Source organism: Streptomyces sp. NPDC060031, assembly GCF_042736805.1.
Classification (GTDB): Bacteria; Actinomycetota; Actinomycetes; order Streptomycetales; family Streptomycetaceae; genus Streptomyces.
In genome coordinates this window covers 19,360-35,316 of record NZ_JBHWVM010000018.1, presented here as the reverse complement: position 1 = coordinate 35,316, position 15,957 = coordinate 19,360, and the positions used below count along the sequence as shown (strand labels likewise).

At 70.9% G+C, this 15,957-nt stretch carries 12 protein-coding genes; 7 read left to right on the top strand and 5 right to left on the bottom strand.

Features of this window, described 5'->3' with window-relative positions; translation table 11 throughout:
- The first annotated feature begins 28 nt into the window (after positions 1–28).
- Positions 29–814, top strand: coding sequence for a polysaccharide deacetylase family protein (locus tag ACFWB8_RS10825; protein ID WP_385224427.1), 786 nt, complete (start codon positions 29–31; stop codon positions 812–814).
- 48 nt (positions 815–862) lie between these two features.
- Positions 863–1,249, top strand: coding sequence for a VOC family protein (locus ACFWB8_RS10820; protein WP_385224425.1), 387 nt, complete (start codon positions 863–865; stop codon positions 1,247–1,249).
- Positions 1,250–1,340: 91 nt separating this feature from the next.
- On the opposite strand, the gene ACFWB8_RS10815 is transcribed toward ACFWB8_RS10820, so the two are convergent.
- The gene (locus ACFWB8_RS10815) at positions 1,341–2,519 is read right to left on the bottom strand and encodes a M6 family metalloprotease domain-containing protein (RefSeq protein ID WP_385224423.1); all 1,179 of its coding nucleotides are present in this window, start codon (positions 2,517–2,519) and stop codon (positions 1,341–1,343) included.
- 65 nt (positions 2,520–2,584) lie between these two features.
- Entirely contained in the window at positions 2,585–3,850 is a 1,266-nt protein-coding gene (locus ACFWB8_RS10810; protein WP_385224421.1) for an alpha/beta fold hydrolase, read from the bottom strand.
- A 207-nt stretch (positions 3,851–4,057) separates the two neighbouring features.
- Here ACFWB8_RS10810 and ACFWB8_RS10805 point away from each other — a divergent pair, with 207 nt between their 5' ends.
- Positions 4,058–5,824, top strand: a complete 1,767-nt coding sequence (locus tag ACFWB8_RS10805; RefSeq protein ID WP_385224419.1) for an ABC transporter substrate-binding protein — start codon at positions 4,058–4,060, stop codon at positions 5,822–5,824.
- Positions 5,825–5,901: 77 nt separating this feature from the next.
- The gene (locus ACFWB8_RS10800; RefSeq protein WP_385224417.1) at positions 5,902–6,861 is read left to right on the top strand and encodes a LysR family transcriptional regulator; all 960 of its coding nucleotides are present in this window, start codon (positions 5,902–5,904) and stop codon (positions 6,859–6,861) included.
- Between the two features lie 215 nt (positions 6,862–7,076).
- On the opposite strand, the gene ACFWB8_RS10795 is transcribed toward ACFWB8_RS10800, so the two are convergent.
- The 3 genes from ACFWB8_RS10795 to ACFWB8_RS10785 all read right to left on the bottom strand — a co-directional run bounded on the left by ACFWB8_RS10795 (position 7,077) and on the right by ACFWB8_RS10785 (position 12,221).
- A complete protein-coding gene (locus ACFWB8_RS10795; protein WP_385224533.1) occupies positions 7,077–8,939 on the bottom strand; it encodes a glycoside hydrolase family 5 protein in 1,863 nt (620 codons plus the stop codon).
- A 38-nt stretch (positions 8,940–8,977) separates the two neighbouring features.
- Positions 8,978–11,062, bottom strand: coding sequence for a beta-galactosidase (locus ACFWB8_RS10790; RefSeq protein ID WP_385224415.1), 2,085 nt, complete (start codon positions 11,060–11,062; stop codon positions 8,978–8,980).
- Between the two features lie 175 nt (positions 11,063–11,237).
- Complete coding sequence (locus ACFWB8_RS10785) at positions 11,238–12,221, bottom strand: LacI family DNA-binding transcriptional regulator (protein ID WP_385224531.1); 984 nt, start codon at positions 12,219–12,221, stop codon at positions 11,238–11,240.
- Between the two features lie 410 nt (positions 12,222–12,631).
- Between ACFWB8_RS10785 and ACFWB8_RS10780 the strand changes: the two genes are divergently transcribed.
- From ACFWB8_RS10780 to ACFWB8_RS10770, 3 genes are read left to right on the top strand one after another with little or no spacing between them, the layout of a single operon-like run.
- On the top strand, positions 12,632–13,516 hold the full coding sequence (locus ACFWB8_RS10780; protein ID WP_385224413.1) for a carbohydrate ABC transporter permease: 885 nt from the start codon (positions 12,632–12,634) through the stop codon (positions 13,514–13,516).
- Entirely contained in the window at positions 13,513–14,490 is a 978-nt protein-coding gene (locus tag ACFWB8_RS10775; protein WP_385224411.1) for a carbohydrate ABC transporter permease, read from the top strand. Before ACFWB8_RS10780 ends, ACFWB8_RS10775 begins: the two co-directional genes overlap by 4 nt.
- 37 nt (positions 14,491–14,527) lie before the next feature.
- On the top strand, positions 14,528–15,877 hold the full coding sequence (locus ACFWB8_RS10770; RefSeq protein WP_385224409.1) for an ABC transporter substrate-binding protein: 1,350 nt from the start codon (positions 14,528–14,530) through the stop codon (positions 15,875–15,877).
- Positions 15,878–15,957 lie beyond the last annotated feature (80 nt).

Genomic DNA, 15,957 nt, shown 5'->3' with positions numbered 1-15,957 from the left:
CGCCACCGCGACGGAGAGACCTGCATCCATGGCACTCATCAGCACGCGCACGGCCCGGGCCGCCCTCGCGGCAGCGGCCTTGACCCCGATGGTCTTGCTGGGAGCGGGCACCGCCGCCGCGCTCCCCGGCACCGACGCGTCCGGCACGCGGGCCCAGCGGACGGCGCCGTCGGCGGCCCCGGCAGTGCCAGCAGCCCCGGCATCCATACCCCTCACGATCGCCCGCTCGGCCGCCGGCGGTGCGCGGGACGTCGCCATCACCATCGACGACGGCCCGGACCCGGTGTGGACGCCGCAGGTCCTCGACGTGCTCAGGAAGAACGACGTCAAGGCGACCTTCTGCATGATCGGCACCAGCGCCCGGAAGTACCCCGCCCTGGTCAAGGACGTGGTCGCGGCCGGCCATCGGCTGTGCGACCACTCCGTCAGCCACGACACCACGATGGATCACAAGCCGGTCGCCTTCCAGCAGCGGGAGATCCTCGACGGCAAGGCCATGATCGAGCAGGCCGCGCCGGGCGCGACCGTGGACTACTACCGGGCGCCCGGCGGTGCCTTCACCCCCGACAGCCGGCAGATCGCCGCGGCCGGGGGCATGCGCCCGCTGGGCTGGAGCGTGGACCCCAGGGACTGGAGCCGTCCGGGCACCGCGTCCATCGTGTCGACGGTGGAACAGCAGCAGCCCCACCCGACCGTCCTCTTCCACGACGGCGGCGGCGACCGCTCGCAGACCGTGGCCGCCCTGCGCGAGGTCCTGCCCTGGTTCGCCCGGCACGGCTACTCCTTCGCCTTCCCCGTCCGCACCGCCCCCTGACAGCGCGGCGAGCCGGACGGGTCCGGCCGCGTGGGCGAAGGTGGAGCCATGGTGCACGTACTGGGCAGCAGGGTTCTGCTGCGCCCCACTGATCCCGAGCGCTCACGCGTCTTCTACGGGGACGTCCTGGGTCTCGCGGTCTACCGCGAGTTCGCGACCGGCCCCGAGCGCGGCACGGTCTACTTCCTCGGCGGCGGCTTCCTGGAGCTGTCGGGGCGCGCCGAGGCGCCGCCCGCGCCCGGGCTGCGACTGTGGCTCCAGGTCGCCGACGTGCAGGCGGCGTACGAGGAGCTGCGCGCCCGGGGTGCGGAGGTGCTGCGGCCTCCGCTGCGCGAGCCCTGGGGCCTGATCGAGATGTGGATCGCCGACCCGGACGGCGTGCGCATCGCGGTCGTGGAGGTGCCGGCCGATCACCCGTTGCGCTCGCGCCCCTGAGCCGGTCGGCGCCGGGGCAGGCCGGGCTGTGTGACGTGCACGTTGCCGGGGTGCGGAGGGCACCGCCCGCGGCGGCCGGCCCCCACCGGAGTCACTCCTTGCTCAGCCGCACCGTGTCGCCCGCCCCTGCGCCCGCGAGGACGTCGATGCGCACGCCGGTCGTGGGGTCGGTGAAGCTCTGTCCGGGTGCGTACGCGGCCAGGTCCAGCGGGGTGCAGCCGGTGGGCGGGGTCGCGGTCGGATCCGCGTTCATGATGCGCACCGGGCCCTCGCCGGTCCGGGCGGCGGAGTCGACCTTGTAGACGAGGACGCCGGTGGAGCAGGCGGCCGCGTCGTTGCCCTGGGCGAGGCGGGATTCCGCCACGTAGGCCGTCGTCTCGCTGGTCCGCAGTACGGCGATCTTGGTGCCGCCGGGCTGTTCCACCGGGGTCAGCCGTACCGTTCTGCGGCCGGAGGCGGCCAGGCAGGCGACCTGGTCGTCTCGGGTCCACCCGAGCTTCCACGCGTGCCAGCCGAGGTACTGCGGGGCGTGCCCGGCGATGTCACCCATGACGTCCCAGCCGCCCACGTACTGGTGGGTGGCGCCGGTGAACGCGTACAGGTCGGGCAGCCCGAAGGTGTGGGCGGTCTCGTGGACCGCGACTTTGGGGCCCCAGCGCCACATGTCCTGTCCGAAGGTGACGGCCCACTTGAGGCGGGTGCCGTCGGCGGTGATGCCGGGCGCCGCCGGGTCGTACAGGTAGGTCGGCGAGAAGGGGATGGCGGTGGCCGTCCTGGTGGGAACGACGTAGACCATGTCGTAGCGGGAGAAGTCCGCGTAGGGGTCGGCGGCCGTGATCGCGTCGCGGACGTACTTCTCGTGGGCCTCGAAGGTGAGGCCGCGCGCGAAGCCGTACGAGGTGGACTCGGCGGGCATCCGGATCCAGCGGCGCAGTGCGGTGTTGACCAGCCGCAGCCGGCCCTGGCTCGCGCGGCCCATCCAGCCGGCCGCCGGGGCGAGGTGGGCGGCGTACGGCTCGGTGGAGTCGGTGGCCGGGGCGTCGGGGAAGTCCACGTACAGCGTCAGGACGCGGCGGGTCGCGGTGGCGGGCTGGAACTGGGTCCGGTCGGTGTCGTGGCCCTCGTCCGTCCAGCCGGTCCGGCCGGGGAGGGCGCAGCCGGCGGCGGGGGGCGGCGGGCCGGGGGCAGCGGCCGCGGTGGGGGCGGACAGGCAGGAGATGAGGGTGGCGGCCGCGGCGAGCGGCCGCATGCGGTGCAGCGGGGTGGTCATGTCTCTCCCGTCGGAGGCAGGTTGAGGGGGTGCGGGGAGGTGGGGAGGGAAGGAGTTGCGAGGTCCTACGCGCGACCCGCGGCCAGGTCCATCAGGCGGGACAGCACGCGGCCGCCGGAGGCGGTGACGCCGTCGTGCTCCCATTCGTTGGTGACCCACACCCGGGTGGCGCCGACCTCGCGCGCGGTACGCAGGGAGAGCCCGGCGTCCACGTACATGTCGTCGTGGTAGACGAGCGCGGCGAGCGGGACCCGGTTGGCGGCGAGGCGGCGGGGGTCGTACAGCGGGGGCCAGTCGGGGCGTTCGGCGAGCAGATCCGCGGCGTCGGCGAAGGGGCGCAGACCCTTGATCTCGCGGAACATCCAGGGGTAGGTCATTTCTCCGGTGAGCAGGAGGGGGTCGGCGTCCTCGGCGAACTCGGGGAACGCCGCCATGGCCCGGGACGCCGCCCAGCCGGTCGGCCCCGCGCCCTGGCCGTACAGGGACTCCTGCATGACGGCGAAGAGCGGGTTGTCGGTGAAACCGGTCAGTGTCATCACCTGGTGCAGGAAGGTGTCGGTCGGCTCGGCTTCCCCGTCGAGGGATTCGTCGAGCAGCCAGTGGATCCGCTCGAAGCCGTCGCCCATGCCGAGGACGAGGCCGAGCGTGCGCAGGCGGTGGGGGGTGAGCCGGTCTCCGTCGGGCAGGCGCACATCGGTGGCCGCCAGGAGCCGGGCGATCTCACGCAGCCGGGCGGCGTCGTCGGGGTAGCGGGCGTGGAAGTCGAGGACGCGGTCCCGCACCCGGGGGTAGGTGCGGGCGTAGACGTCGTCGGCGGTGGCCGAGAGGCCGGGCAGGCCGCCGGTCACGTAGCAGGCCCGCAGGCCCTCGGGGGCCCGGGAGAGATAGGTGAGGGTGATGAAACCGCCAAAGCTCTGGCCGAGGGTCTCCCAGGGCTCGTCGCCGCACAGCTGCCGGCGGATCAGTTCGGCGTCCGCAACGATCGAGTCGGCGCGGAAGTGGCCGAGGTGGTCGGCCAGCCGGGCGGGCGAGGCGAAGCGAGTGGCCGCCCGGGCGGTGACGGGGGTGGAACGGCCGGTGCCGCGCTGATCGAGGAGGAGGACCCGGTGGGTTTTGAGGGCCTGGGGCAGCCAGCCGGGCGAGCCGGCCGACGGCCTGGGCGACTTGCCGCCGGGTCCGCCCTGCAGATAGAGCAGCCAGGGCAGTGGGCGACCTGCTTGGCGCGTGTCGGTGACCTCCCGGGCGAAGAGCTGGATGGTCGGACCGTGCGGGGCGGCGTGGTCCAGGGGGACGGTGAAGTGGTGGTCGACGGTCGCGTACGCGGGGTTCATGGGTCCCTTTCACGGCCGCATGGCCGCACAGTGACGTGTGACGTTGCGCGACAGCATGGCGCGGCCAACGGTGGCCGTGGAGCCCCCACTTACCCATAACTCCGCGCTATGGAGGCGCGACAATTGTGGGTGCCATTTCACATAACTATGTTATCGGTCACATTCCAGCCTCCTCGGGCTGCCCGACTGTTCACGGAGTGACTACTGATGAACAAGCGCACTCTCCACGCCGTCGCCACCGCCCTGGCGGCGACCGTCGTACTCGGCACGGCCGGCTGTTCCGACGGCAGTCACTCCGGCAGCCACTCCGGCAGCAGTCAGCAGGGCGGGGGCTCGAAGAACCCCGCACTCGCCAACGCGGGGGCCGCGGTCGGCGGAACTCCGCAGAAGGGCGGCACGCTGACCGTCCTGTCCAACCAGGACTTCGGCCACCTCGACCCGGCCCGCAACTGGGTGATCGGCGACATGGACTTCGGCACCCGGCTGCTTTACCGCACGCTGGTGACGTACAAGGCGGAACCGGGCTCGAAGGGCGGAGAACTGGTCCCCGACCTCGCCGAGGACCTCGGCGTCTCCTCCGACGGCGCCAGGACGTGGACCTTCAAGCTCAAGAAGGGCGTCACGTACGAGGACGGCAGCCCGGTCACCGCCCAGGACGTCAAGTACAACGTGGAGCGGTCCTTCTCCCCCGACCTGCCCGGCGGACCGGACTACGCCGCCCGCTACCTGGCCGGCGCCGAGGGCTACCGGGGCCCCGCCCAGGGGCAGCACCTCGACTCCGTCAAGACCCCCGACGACCACACGATCGTCTTCGAACTCCGCAAGCCCTTCGCGGAATTCCCCAACGCCACCGTCCTGCCCACCTTCGCCCCGGTGCCCAGGTCCCAGGACAAGGGTCCCCAGTACGACAGCCGCCCGTTCTCCTCGGGCCCCTACAAGATCGAGTCGTACGACCGGGACAAGCGGCTGGTGCTGGTCCGCAACCCCCACTGGGACCCGGCGACGGACACCGTGCGCAAGGCGTACCCGGACAAGCTGGTCGTGGTGATGGGGCTGAGGGCCAACCAGATCGACGACCGGCTCATCGCCTCGGAGGGCGTGGACGCCTCTGCCGTCTCCTGGGGCAAACTGCGTCCCGAGAGCACCCCCAAGGTGCTCACCAAGGCCGACGTCAGGGCGCGGCTCCTGGCCGAGTCCACCAACTGCACCGAGATGGTGCAGATGCACACCGGCCGCGCCCCCTTCGACAACGTCAAGGTCCGGCAGGCCGTGCAGTACGCCCTGGACCGCGAAGCGGTGCTGACCGCCTCGGGCGGCCCGGCCCTCAACGACCCCGCCACCGCGCTCATGCCCGGCTCGCTCTTCGACGGCAAGCAGCCCGACACGCTGGGGATCCCGGCCACGGGTGACGTGGAGAAGGCGAAACAGCTCCTGAAGGAGGCGGGCGAGCCGGACGGGTTCACGACCACCATCACCGTCTCCAACGGGGACAAGGGGGTCGCCGAGGCGATCCAGCAGTCCCTGGGCCGGGCCGGGATCAAGGTCACGATCGACGCCGTCGACCCGTCGGCCTTCTACGACACCATCGGTGACACCAAGAGCCGCTCCGACCTCGTCTACACCGGCTGGTGCCCCGACTACCCCTCCGGCTCCACCTTCCTGCCCTTCCTCTTCGACGGCCGCTACATCAAGGAGAAGGGGAACTCCGGAAATCACTCGCTCTTCCGCGACGAGGCGACGATGAAGCGGATGGACGAGATCGCCGGCATGACCGACGCCGCCCAGGCCAACACGGCGTGGCGGCAACTGGACGGGGAGATCCTCGCCAAGGCCCCGACGGCGCCCGCCGTCATCGAGCGCATGCCGCTGATGCTCGGCACCAACATCGCCGGCGCCTTCGGCCACACGTCCTTCGGCGGCCAGCTCGACTACGCCACGATCGGGCTCAAGGACCCGGCGAAGAGCGGCAGCTGACCGACCCCGCCCCGCACGGCGCACGGCTCCTTGGCGCGGAGCCGAGGGCACTGCGTATGTGACATAACATGCGCGGCATGGAACTGGAGGTACGGCACCTGCGCGTGGTGTGCGCGATCGCCGAGGCCGGCAGCCTCACCCGGGCCGCCGCCGCGCTGTCCATGACCCAGCCGGGCCTCAGCACGCAGTTGCGCCGTATCGAGTCCATGCTCGGCGGTGTCCTCTTCGACCGGGGCCGGGCCGGAGCCACGCCCACGGCCTTCGGTGAGCTGGTGCTGGCCCGGGCCCACGCCGTCCTGCCGGGCATCGACGTGCTCCTCGCCGACACCGCCCGGGCGGCCCGCCACCTGGCGGCCCCGGACCGTATCCGCGTCGGATCGGTCGGCGCTCCCCTCATCGGCCACCTCGTCCTGGCCATGGGGAGGTTGCTGCCCGCGGCCGAGGTGACGTCCCGGTGCCACTACTCCCCCGTCACCCTCCTGGACGACCTCGCCGCCGGCCGCCTGGAGGCGGCGGTCCTCGGCGACCACCCGGAGCAGGTCCTGCCACAGCGCGACGGGGTGGTCCTCACCCCCCTGGCCACCGAACCCGTCTTCGCCCTGCTGCCCGCGGCCCACCCGCTGGCCGGCCAGGAGGCCGTGTCCCTGACCGAACTCGCCGACCACGACTGGGCGATGCCCCGGCCCGACGGCGACCGCACCCGCGAGTACTGGTCCTCGGTGTGCGCGCTGACCGGCCGCCGCCCCTCCGCCCCGCACGAGGCCGAGGGGCGCCAGCTGGTCGAACTGGTCCGTGCGGGCCTGGCGGTCAGCCTCTGCCAGGCCACCTTCTCGCAAACCCCCGGCGTCGCCGTTCGCCCCCTCGTGGGAAACCCGCTCTGGTACCGCCACGTCCTGGCCTGGCACCGTGACGGCCCGCTGGCCCCGCACGGCGACGAGATCCTGCGCACGGTGAGAGCCGGTTACCTGGACACGTGTGCCGCCAGCCCGGTCTACGCGGACTGGCGCCGCCGGTACCCGGGTGAACAGTTCCCGTGAGTCATCGGAGGTCCCGTGAGCCTGACTGCAAGCACCCCCAGCCGTTCCCGACGGATGTCCGTCGTCACCGGTCACCCCGGTGGCGGCGATGACCGCGATCTGTACGTCCCGTCCGGCAGGGTGCCGGAATTCGGGAAACCCGCAGGCCGAGGCCTTGGATCGCCTCCCCCGAAGGTTCAGCCTGCGGGCCACCCGTCAGGGCAGGAACCCGGGTGTCACAGCTTGCGGCACAACAGGGCGTCCGGCGTCTTGCCCTTGGCCCACGCCCCGGTGAAGGCGATCCCCGCGGCGTATTCGTCCGTTCCGCACTGCCCCTTGTAGTTGCCGTACGCGAAGTCGCCCCCGGGGCCGCCGGCCGGCCGGTTCTCGCCCCGGTCGAACCAGACGGTGCGGCCGTTCGTTCCGAGCGTCCGGCCCGCCTGGGTGCACAGGACCGCAGAGACCGCCTGGCCCCGCAGGCTGTAGCCGGTCATGAACTGGTTGGGCCCGCACTGGTACTTGGTGTAGCCACCGGCCCAGTCGCCCTGCTGTACGTAACGTTCGTCGCTCACCACGGTCGAGACCGGGGCGGCGCCCGCCAGAGCGGCGGCCCCCGCATCGGTGCACAACCCGCGCCCGTCACGGTGCGAGAGGCCGACGAGCCGCTGGCCGTCGGGGCATGCTCCCTTGCGGGCTCCCGAATCCCAGTCCCCGAGCGCCCTCGTACGGGCCGACTGGACCGCATCGGCGTGGTCGAGGTTGAGCATGTCCCAGGTGTCGGATACGGCTACCTGACCGCTCTTCTGCGGTGCGTTGACGAGCCGGTTCCAGTTGGCGGCGCGCCAGTCGCCGCCGTCGAGGATCCCGGAACGGCGGCCCGCGGCGTCGAAGTTGAGGATCGACCAGCTGCCGTGTCCGGCCCAGCCGACCAGGGGCCAGTACGCGAAGTCGGTGTCGTTGGCGATCAGGTAGTCCACGAGGTTGCCGAACCAGGCGCGGGCCTGCGGGTTGGTCTCGTCACTGCCGATGCCGAACTCGCTGATCCACAGGGGTGCGGTGAAGTGGCGGCCGGTCTCGGAGGTGACGTAGAACGCCTGGCGCTGCAGGGTCGCGAACAGGTCTTCGCGGGAGAGTTCCTGGTAGCGCGGGTCGTGGGTCTCGCCCATTCCGGTCGCGCCGGTGTGGTTCGGGCCGGTGTAGCCGTAGAAGTGCGCCGCGTACACCAGCTTGTTCGACGCGACGAGGGTGTGCGAGAGGGTGCGTACCGGTTCGAGGGTGGGACGCCCGTGGGGCAGCCCGTCGGCGGGGATGCCTTGCCAGTTGATGCCTTCGACGATCACCAGCAGGTCGGGATTGGCCTCGGTGAGCAGCCGGTCGCCGAGGCGCTGGGACGCGGCCCACCAGTCGTGGTCGTCGCCCCAGTTCCAGTTGGCGTCGTCGGTGACGGTGCGGCGGACCTCGTTGTAGAGGTCGGCGCCGACGACGCGCTTGTTGTCCTTGTAGCGGCGGGCGAGGCTGATCCAGTCGTTCTCCCACTGCGCGGTGGACTGGCTGGTGTTCCAGCGTTCGTTGCCGTCCAGACCGCAGCAGAAGCGTGAGGTGTTGGTGTGGTTGTTGAGGACCACCGCGAAGCCCTCGGCCGTGGTGGCGGCGATGACGGCGTCGAAGACCTGGAGCGGGGTCTTGCCGCGCAGTTGCGGGTTCGCGGCGATCGAGGCGTCGGAAACCGGGCGCTGGTCGTGCAGCATCTCGTTCGAGAACGGCAGCCGGATGCTGTTGATCCCGAGCTCGTGGAATCCGGCGAGTATCCGTGCGACCGGCGCGCGGTCCAGGCCGAGCGGCATCTCGTCGGCCTTCTCACCGTCGTGGTGGCTGGCCGGGTCGTTGATGTCGCCGGAGCCGTTCCACGATCCCTGAGCCCCGTGCCAGTTCGCGGACTTGAGCTTGAAGCGGTTGCCGTCGGCGTCGACGATGTAGCGGCCCCGGGTGCTCAGGGGCGCACGCCAGGAGTCGGACAGGACGGCCGGTGCGCCGGCGGCCACGGCAGTCGCGGGCGGCGCGGACGCGACGGCCGGGTAGGCACCCAGCGTTCCGAGCATGAGCGCCGCGGCGAGTGCCGCCGACACTAGGGGTCTTCTCACGGTGTCCTCCGAGGGACCTGGGGGGTGGAAGAGAGTACGGCGCTGCCGAGGACGGCGACGCCCCGCGGTTCGAGGGCGATCCTGCGGACGAGAGGCCGGTGATCGTCGAGGAGGTCTCGGCGGTCGTTCGGCAGTGTCACCTCATGGGTGTCTTCGGTGTGGTTGAGCAGGATGAGGACGTCGTGATCCGCGCCGCGGCGGATGGCCGCCTGGACGCCGGTGTGCAGACCGGGCAGCACGGGGGCGACTCCCGCCTCGGCGAGTGAGCGGTCGACGGCGGCCCGCATCGTGAGGGGGTCGGGCCGGGTCGCGATGTAGCGGGCGGTCCCCCGGCCGTGGGTGTGCACCGTGACGGCCGGGCGGTCGTCCCAGTCGGGGCCGGCGAAGAGGAGTTCGGCGCGGGCGCCGGTGAGCTTCACGTCCTCGCGCCACAGCGAAGCCGGCGCGGGCACCGGGGCCTCCGCGTCCGGGGCGCGGAGCGCGACCGCCTCATCGGCGGCGGCGGGCCAGAACTCCTCGACCCGTACGCCCAGTACGTCGTTCAGCGGGGCCGGATGGCCGCCCGTGTGCACGCGGTCGTGCTCGTCGACGATCCCGGTGAAGAACGACGCGAGGAGGGATCCCCCTGCCGCCACGAAGGCGCGGATCCGCCCGGCGTTCTCTGCCGACAGCAGGTAATGGCTGGGCAGCACCAGCAGCTTGTACGGCGAGAGGTCCGCGGAGGGATGGACGACGTCGATGCCGACGCCCGCTTCGAAGAGGGGGGCGTAGTGGTCGAGGACGCGGTCGAGGCAGCGCACGCCGTCCGAGGGGTGCGAGTCGAGTTCGAGCGCCCACCAGTTTTCCCAGTCGAACACGATCGCGACCTCGTTGCGGATCCGTGTGCCGGCCAGCTCGGGCACCAGGGCCAGTTCGCGGCCCAGCTCGCGCACCTCGGCGTGCACCCGGGTCCCGGGCCCCGCGTGCGGGACCATGCCGGAGTGGAACTTCTCCGCGCCGCCGCGGGACTGCCTCCACTGGAAGTACATGACGGCGTCCGCGCCCTGCGCGACGGCCTGCCAGCTCCACAGGCGCATCCGGCCGGGACTCTTGCCCCCGTTGCGGCCCCGCCAGTTCACGGCGGACGGCGCCTGCTCGGTCAGCAGCCACGGCTTCCCCCCGCCCGCGCCGCGCAGGATGTCGTACGACAGTGCCGCGCCAACGTGCGCCGCCTCCCAGTGCGGGTCCGGGTAGCTGTCGAGGGCGAGGACGTCCATCTCGGGTGCCCACGTGTGGACGTCCACCGCCTTGTGCCCGGCGAGGAAGTTCGAGGTCACCGGAATGCCGGGGGTGATGCGGCGCAGCACGTCGCGTTCGAGGGTGAAGCAGGTGCGCAGTGCGTCACTGCTGAACCGTTTGAAGTCGAGCTGCTGGGAGGGGTTGGGGTAGGTGGGTGCGGCGCGCGGGGGCAGGACCTGGTCGAAGGAGGTGTAGCGCTGCGACCAGAAGTCGGTGGACCACGCGTCGTTGAGTGCGTCGACGTCGCCGTAGCGGGCCGTCAGCCAGCGTCGGAAGTCGGCGGCGGAGGTGTCGCAGAAGCATTCGGCGACATGGATCCCGTACTCGTTGCCGACGTGCCACAGGCCCAGCGCCGGGTGATCGCGGTAGTGCGTGGCGACGGCTTCGACCAGGCGGACGGCGCGGTCGCGGAAGACCGGGCTGGACGGGCAGAAGTGCTGGCGGCCCCCTGGGGACAGGATCCCCCCGGAGGCGGTGACCGGAAGGATCTCGGGGTGCTCGACGGCGAGCCACGGGGGTGGCGACGCGGTCATGGTGGCCAGGTCGGCGGTGATGCCGTGGGCGGCCAGGTCGTCCATGACGGTGTCGAAGAAGCTGAAGTCGTAGGCGTCGCGGGCGGGTTCGACCCGGGCCCAGGCGAAGATGGCGAGGTTGACGAGGTTGACGCCCGCCTCGTTCATCAGGCGCAGGTCTTCGGCGCGGGTGGCCTCGTCCCACTGCTCGGGGTTGTAGTCGCCGCCGAATCCGAGGCCGCCCAGTCGCGCGCCAAGGGCTCGGGCACGGTCTTGTGCCGGAGAGTTCATCTTGCTTACCCCTTCAGGTACTTCGGGAGGTAGTAGGTCTCTTGTGCGGCATGCCGGTAGCCATGTTTGCGCCAACATCCGCGGCCAGGCGCAGGCCCCACGGCGTGCCGAGCCGCGCCGGATCGGGTCGGGTCGGGTCGGGCCAGGGGGCGGACCGGACCGGGTGCGGACCGGCTCAGGCCCGCGGCGGCGCCGTGCTGTCGCGCTCCACCAGGGTCGGCATGACCGACACGACGGACGAGTCCGCCGACGGAGCGCCTTCGATCTGGCTCAGGAGCCGGTCCACGCAGGCCCCGCCGACCCGGGAGAGGTCCTGATCGACGGTGGTCAGCGGGGGGAGGAAGTGGGCGGATTCGGCGATGTTGTCGAACCCGATCACGCTCACGTCCTCGGGAACCGAGCGCCCCGCGTCGCGCAGCGCCCGGACCATCCCGAGCGCCATCTGGTCGTTGGCCGCGAACACCGCGGTGACCTCCGGCCGGGCGGCGAGTTCCCGGCCCGCCCGGTAGCCGCTGTCGGCGCTCCAGTCTCCGTGGACGACCGGCGGGACCGGAGCACCCGCCACAAGGAGCGCCCGCTGCCAAGCCTCTGCGCGGCGGCGCGCGGGATGGGAGTCCTGCGGGCCGGCCAGGTGCCACACCGTGGGGTGGCCGAGGCCGAGCAGGTGGTTCACGGCGATCTCCGCACCGGCCGCGTGGTCGGTGTGGACGCCGGGGTAGCGGTGGTCGTCACCGCCGTCGACGACCACGACCGGAAGCCCGAAGGGAAGCATCAGCGAACCGGTCAGGATCTGCGCCTCGTTCACGATGACCCCGTCGACCGCATGACCGCTCAGCCGCCGGAACGCTTCCAGTACCGCCTCCTGGGTCTGCGCCTGCGGTACGACGACGTTGACCGAGTACTCGGTGGACTGCACGGCGGAGACGATCGACTCCAGCGTGCGGGCGTTCCCGTGTGCCGTGAGGTCGAAGCTGATGACGCCGATCATCCGGAACTTGCCGGTGGCCAGCGCCCGGGCAGCGGTGTTGGGGCGGTACCCGAGCATGCGTACGGCTCGGACGACGCGGTCGCGGGTGGCCTCGTCGACCCGGGCGGTCGCGTTGACCACCCGCGAGACGGTCTGCGCCGAGACCCCCGCCATGGCCGCGACGTCCGCCATCGACGGGGGCCTGGGGCGATCCGCGGCCGGGGAACGGGGCTTGCGCGGCCGCTGCCCATCCTTCGCCATGGTGCAGCTCCTCTCGCACGGTGATGCCCAGGCATTCTCCTGGCCCTCATCATGTTTGCGCGAACATGCCGCATTGGTCAACAGGCTAACGAGCACCTTCGGGTGGACGAGTCGCCCTGTCATCACATTTTCAACACGTGAGAACCCTTGCGTTCCACGGGAATTGATGAGGCGACAGAAGACTCGGTCAAAACTCTTGACAGTCACTGACAGCTCTCGACACACTTCCGAACCGCGCCACCGTGTTGGCGCTAACATGCATCGGAGGTCATACCCGTGAGAGTCGACCAAGCCCCGGTCGGCGATGAACACATCGCCGACCGCCGCCGTCGGGGACTGCGGTGAAACGCGGCGCTGTTCGGCGCAACCTCACCGCCCATGCGTTCCTGCTGCCGTTCCTCTGCGTCTTCACCATCGGAGTCGTCGCCCCGCTGATCTACTCGGTCAACCTGAGCCTCTATCAGGAACGCATGATCGGCGGGATGGTCTTCACCGGGCTGGACAACTACACCAAGGCCTTCAAGGACAACCTGTTCCATGCCGGCCTCGGCCGCGTCGCGCTCTTCTTCGCGATCCAGGTACCGCTCATGCTCGGCCTCGCCCTCGTGGCCGCACTCGCGATCGACAGCGGGCGGCTGCGCGCCCCGGGGCTGTTCCGCATCGGCATCTTCGTGCCCTACGCCGTCCCCGGTGTGGTCGCGGCACTGATGTGGGGCTACCTGTACGGCGACCGCTTCGGGCTGGCCGGCGAGATCGGCGACCTCTTGCACACCGAGTTGCCCGACCTGCTCTCCCAGAGCTGGATGCTCGCGTCGATCGGCAACATCGTCACGTGGTCGTACGTCGGCTACAACATGCTGATCTTCTACGCCGCCCTGCGGTCCATCCCCGAGGAGCTGTACGAGGCGGCCGAGGTCGACGGCGCCGGTGCCTTCCGCAAGGCGTTCAGCATCAAACTGCCGGCCCTGCGCCCGGCCCTGCTGATGGCCACGACGTTCTCGGTGATCGGCAGCTTCCAGCTCTTCAACGAGCCGAGCGTGCTCCAGTCCCTGGCGCCGGCCGCCATCACCACGAACTACACGCCCAACATGTACGCCTTCAGCCTCGCCTTCGACGGGCGCCAGTTCAACTACTCGGCCGCCGTCGCCGTGCTGCTCGGCCTGGTGACCGTGATCGTCGCGTACGCGGTCCAACGTGCGACCGCCCGAAGGGAGCGCATGCTGTGAGCGCCACCGCGCCCGAGACCGTCAGCGGGTCCGCCGAGGCGCTCACCGGGAAAGCACCTGGCCGGACCCGGCCCCGGACCCCGACCCGACGCCGGGGCCCCCGAGGCCGCGCCCACCGGCGCCGTCCGGGCAGGTCCACCGCGTTGACCGTGGCGATGGGCCTGATGCTCGCGTACACGCTGATCCCCTTGCTCTGGCTCGCCATCAGCGCGACGAAGTCCAACCAGACCCTGTTCGACTCGCCCGGCCTGTGGTTCGGGGACGGCTTCCACCTGTTCGACAACGTCCGGGACGTCTTCACCTACGACCACGGGATCTACCTGCGCTGGTTCGGCAACACCCTGCTCTACTCGGTGGTCGGCGCGGGCGGAGCCTCGGTCTTCGCGACGATGGGCGGATACGCCCTGGCCAAGTTCGAGTTCGCGGGCCGACGGGTGCTCTCCGCCCTGGTCATCGGGGCGATCTCGATCCCGGCGTCCGCACTCGCGGTCCCGACGTACCTGCTCTTCAGCGACATGGGCATCGTCAACACGCCGTGGGCGGTCCTCCTGCCCTCCCTCGCCAGCCCCTTCGGCCTCTATCTGATGCGGGTGTACGCGACCGAGGCCCTTCCGGACGCGATGCTGGAGGCCGCCCGCATCGACGGCGCCGGAGAACTGCGGATCTTCCTCACCATCGCGATGCGCCTGCTGGCTCCCGGTTTCGTCACCGTGCTGCTGTTCACCCTCGTCGCCACCTGGAACAACTACTTCCTGCCGCTGATCGTGCTCAACGACCCGGACCTGTTCCCCCTCACGGTGGGGCTGCGGCAGTGGGACTCGCTCGCGCAGGGCGGCGCCGGCGCCGGTGCCATCCCGATCCTCCCCCTCGTGATCACCGGCAGCCTGCTGGCGATCATCCCGCTGATCGTCGCGTTCCTCTTCCTCCAGCGGTTCTGGCAGTCGGGGCTGGCCGCCGGCGGCGTCAAGCAGTAGTCCCCCCCTCTCCACGTCCCCATCGAAAGGATTCGACATGAGCAGATCCCTGCGGCTGCCGGCCCTCACCCGCACCCTCACCACGGCCACCGTCGCGACCCTCGCCCTCTCCCTCACCGCGTGCGGCGGCGGCTCCGGCACCTCCGACGGCGCCCAGAAGGCCGATGCCGCCACCGTGCAGGCCGCACTGGACAAGCCCGCCGAGATCACCTTCTGGTCCTGGGTCCCGAACATCGACAAGACGGTCGCACTGTTCGAGAAGAAGTACCCGAAGGTCAAGGTCAACCTCGTCAACGCGGGCCGCTCCAAGGACGAGTACACCAAGCTGACCACCACGCTCAAGGCGGGCACGGGCGCCCCCGACGTCGCGCAGATCGAGTACTTCGCACTCCCCCAGTTCGCGATTTCGAAGTCGCTGGTCAACCTCGCCGACTACGGCGCGGCCGACCTGAAGGACAAGTTCGCCGACTCGGCCTGGTCCCAGGTCAGCGTCGCGGGTGGGATCTACGGCATACCCCAGGACACCGGCCCGATGGCGATGTTCTACCGCAAGGACATCCTCGACCGGTTCGGTGCGACGCCGCCGCGCACGTGGGAGGAGTACGGCGCCCTGGCCAAGAAGATCCACGACACCGATCCGAACGTCCAGCTCACCTACGTCGACCCGGGCGACGCGGGCACGTCCAACAGCCTGATCTGGGACTTCGGGGGCAAGCCGTACACCGTCAACGGCACCACGGACGTCGCCGTCGACCTCAAGGACGACCCCGGCGCCAAGGCCTACGCCGACACCTGGGGCCCGCTGATCGAGAACAAGCTGGTCGACTCCACCGCGAGCTGGAACGACGAGTGGTGGAAGTCGATGGCCGCCGGAAAGTACGCGACCTGGCTGGCCGGCGCCTGGGCGCCCGCGGTGCTGGAGCAGAACATCCCGCAGAGCAAGGGCCAGTGGTCGGTCGCCCCCATGCCGGGCGGTGTCAGCGCGGAGAACGGCGGCTCGTCGGTCGCGGTCACCACGCAGGCGAAGAACAAGGCGGCCTCCGTCGCCTTCGCACAGTGGCTCAACTCCGACCCCGAGGCCGTCAAGTCGCTGAACTCCGAAGTCGGCCTGTTCCCCGCGACCAAGGCGCTGCTCGAGAACCCCGGCTTCCGCGGCGCCGAGGTGCCGTTCTTCCCCGGCAGCAAGCCGAACGAGGTCTTCGCCGACATGTCGAAGGCAGTGCGGCCCGGCTGGCAGTACCTGCCGTTCCAGGTGTACGCGAACAGCGTCTTCAAGGACTCCGTCGGCCAGGCCCTGCAGCCCGGCGGCAACCTGCCCGGCGCACTGGCCACCTGGCAGGAGCGCCTGAAGGTCTACGGCAAGGAACAGGGTTTCACCATCAAGTAGCCCGTGGCGGTCCCGCCTTCCTTCGGCAGGCGGGCCGCCGGGACCCGGGTCCCCGCGGCCCGCTCGTCCACCACACCGAT

Bases quoted from the DNA above. Each gene is read 5' to 3' on its own strand.
- ACFWB8_RS10825 (WP_385224427.1), top strand. From the start codon at position 29: ATGGCACTCATCAGCACGCGCACGGCCCGGGCCGCCCTCGCGGCAGCG.
- ACFWB8_RS10820 (WP_385224425.1), top strand. From the start codon at position 863: ATGGTGCACGTACTGGGCAGCAGGGTTCTGCTGCGCCCCACTGATCCC.
- ACFWB8_RS10815 (WP_385224423.1), bottom strand. From the start codon at position 2,519: ATGACCACCCCGCTGCACCGCATGCGGCCGCTCGCCGCGGCCGCCACC.
- ACFWB8_RS10810 (WP_385224421.1), bottom strand. From the start codon at position 3,850: ATGAACCCCGCGTACGCGACCGTCGACCACCACTTCACCGTCCCCCTG.
- ACFWB8_RS10805 (WP_385224419.1), top strand. From the start codon at position 4,058: ATGAACAAGCGCACTCTCCACGCCGTCGCCACCGCCCTGGCGGCGACC.
- ACFWB8_RS10800 (WP_385224417.1), top strand. From the start codon at position 5,902: ATGGAACTGGAGGTACGGCACCTGCGCGTGGTGTGCGCGATCGCCGAG.
- ACFWB8_RS10795 (WP_385224533.1), bottom strand. From the start codon at position 8,939: ATGCTCGGAACGCTGGGTGCCTACCCGGCCGTCGCGTCCGCGCCGCCC.
- ACFWB8_RS10790 (WP_385224415.1), bottom strand. From the start codon at position 11,062: ATGAACTCTCCGGCACAAGACCGTGCCCGAGCCCTTGGCGCGCGACTG.
- ACFWB8_RS10785 (WP_385224531.1), bottom strand. From the start codon at position 12,221: ATGGCGGACGTCGCGGCCATGGCGGGGGTCTCGGCGCAGACCGTCTCG.
- ACFWB8_RS10770 (WP_385224409.1), top strand. From the start codon at position 14,528: ATGAGCAGATCCCTGCGGCTGCCGGCCCTCACCCGCACCCTCACCACG.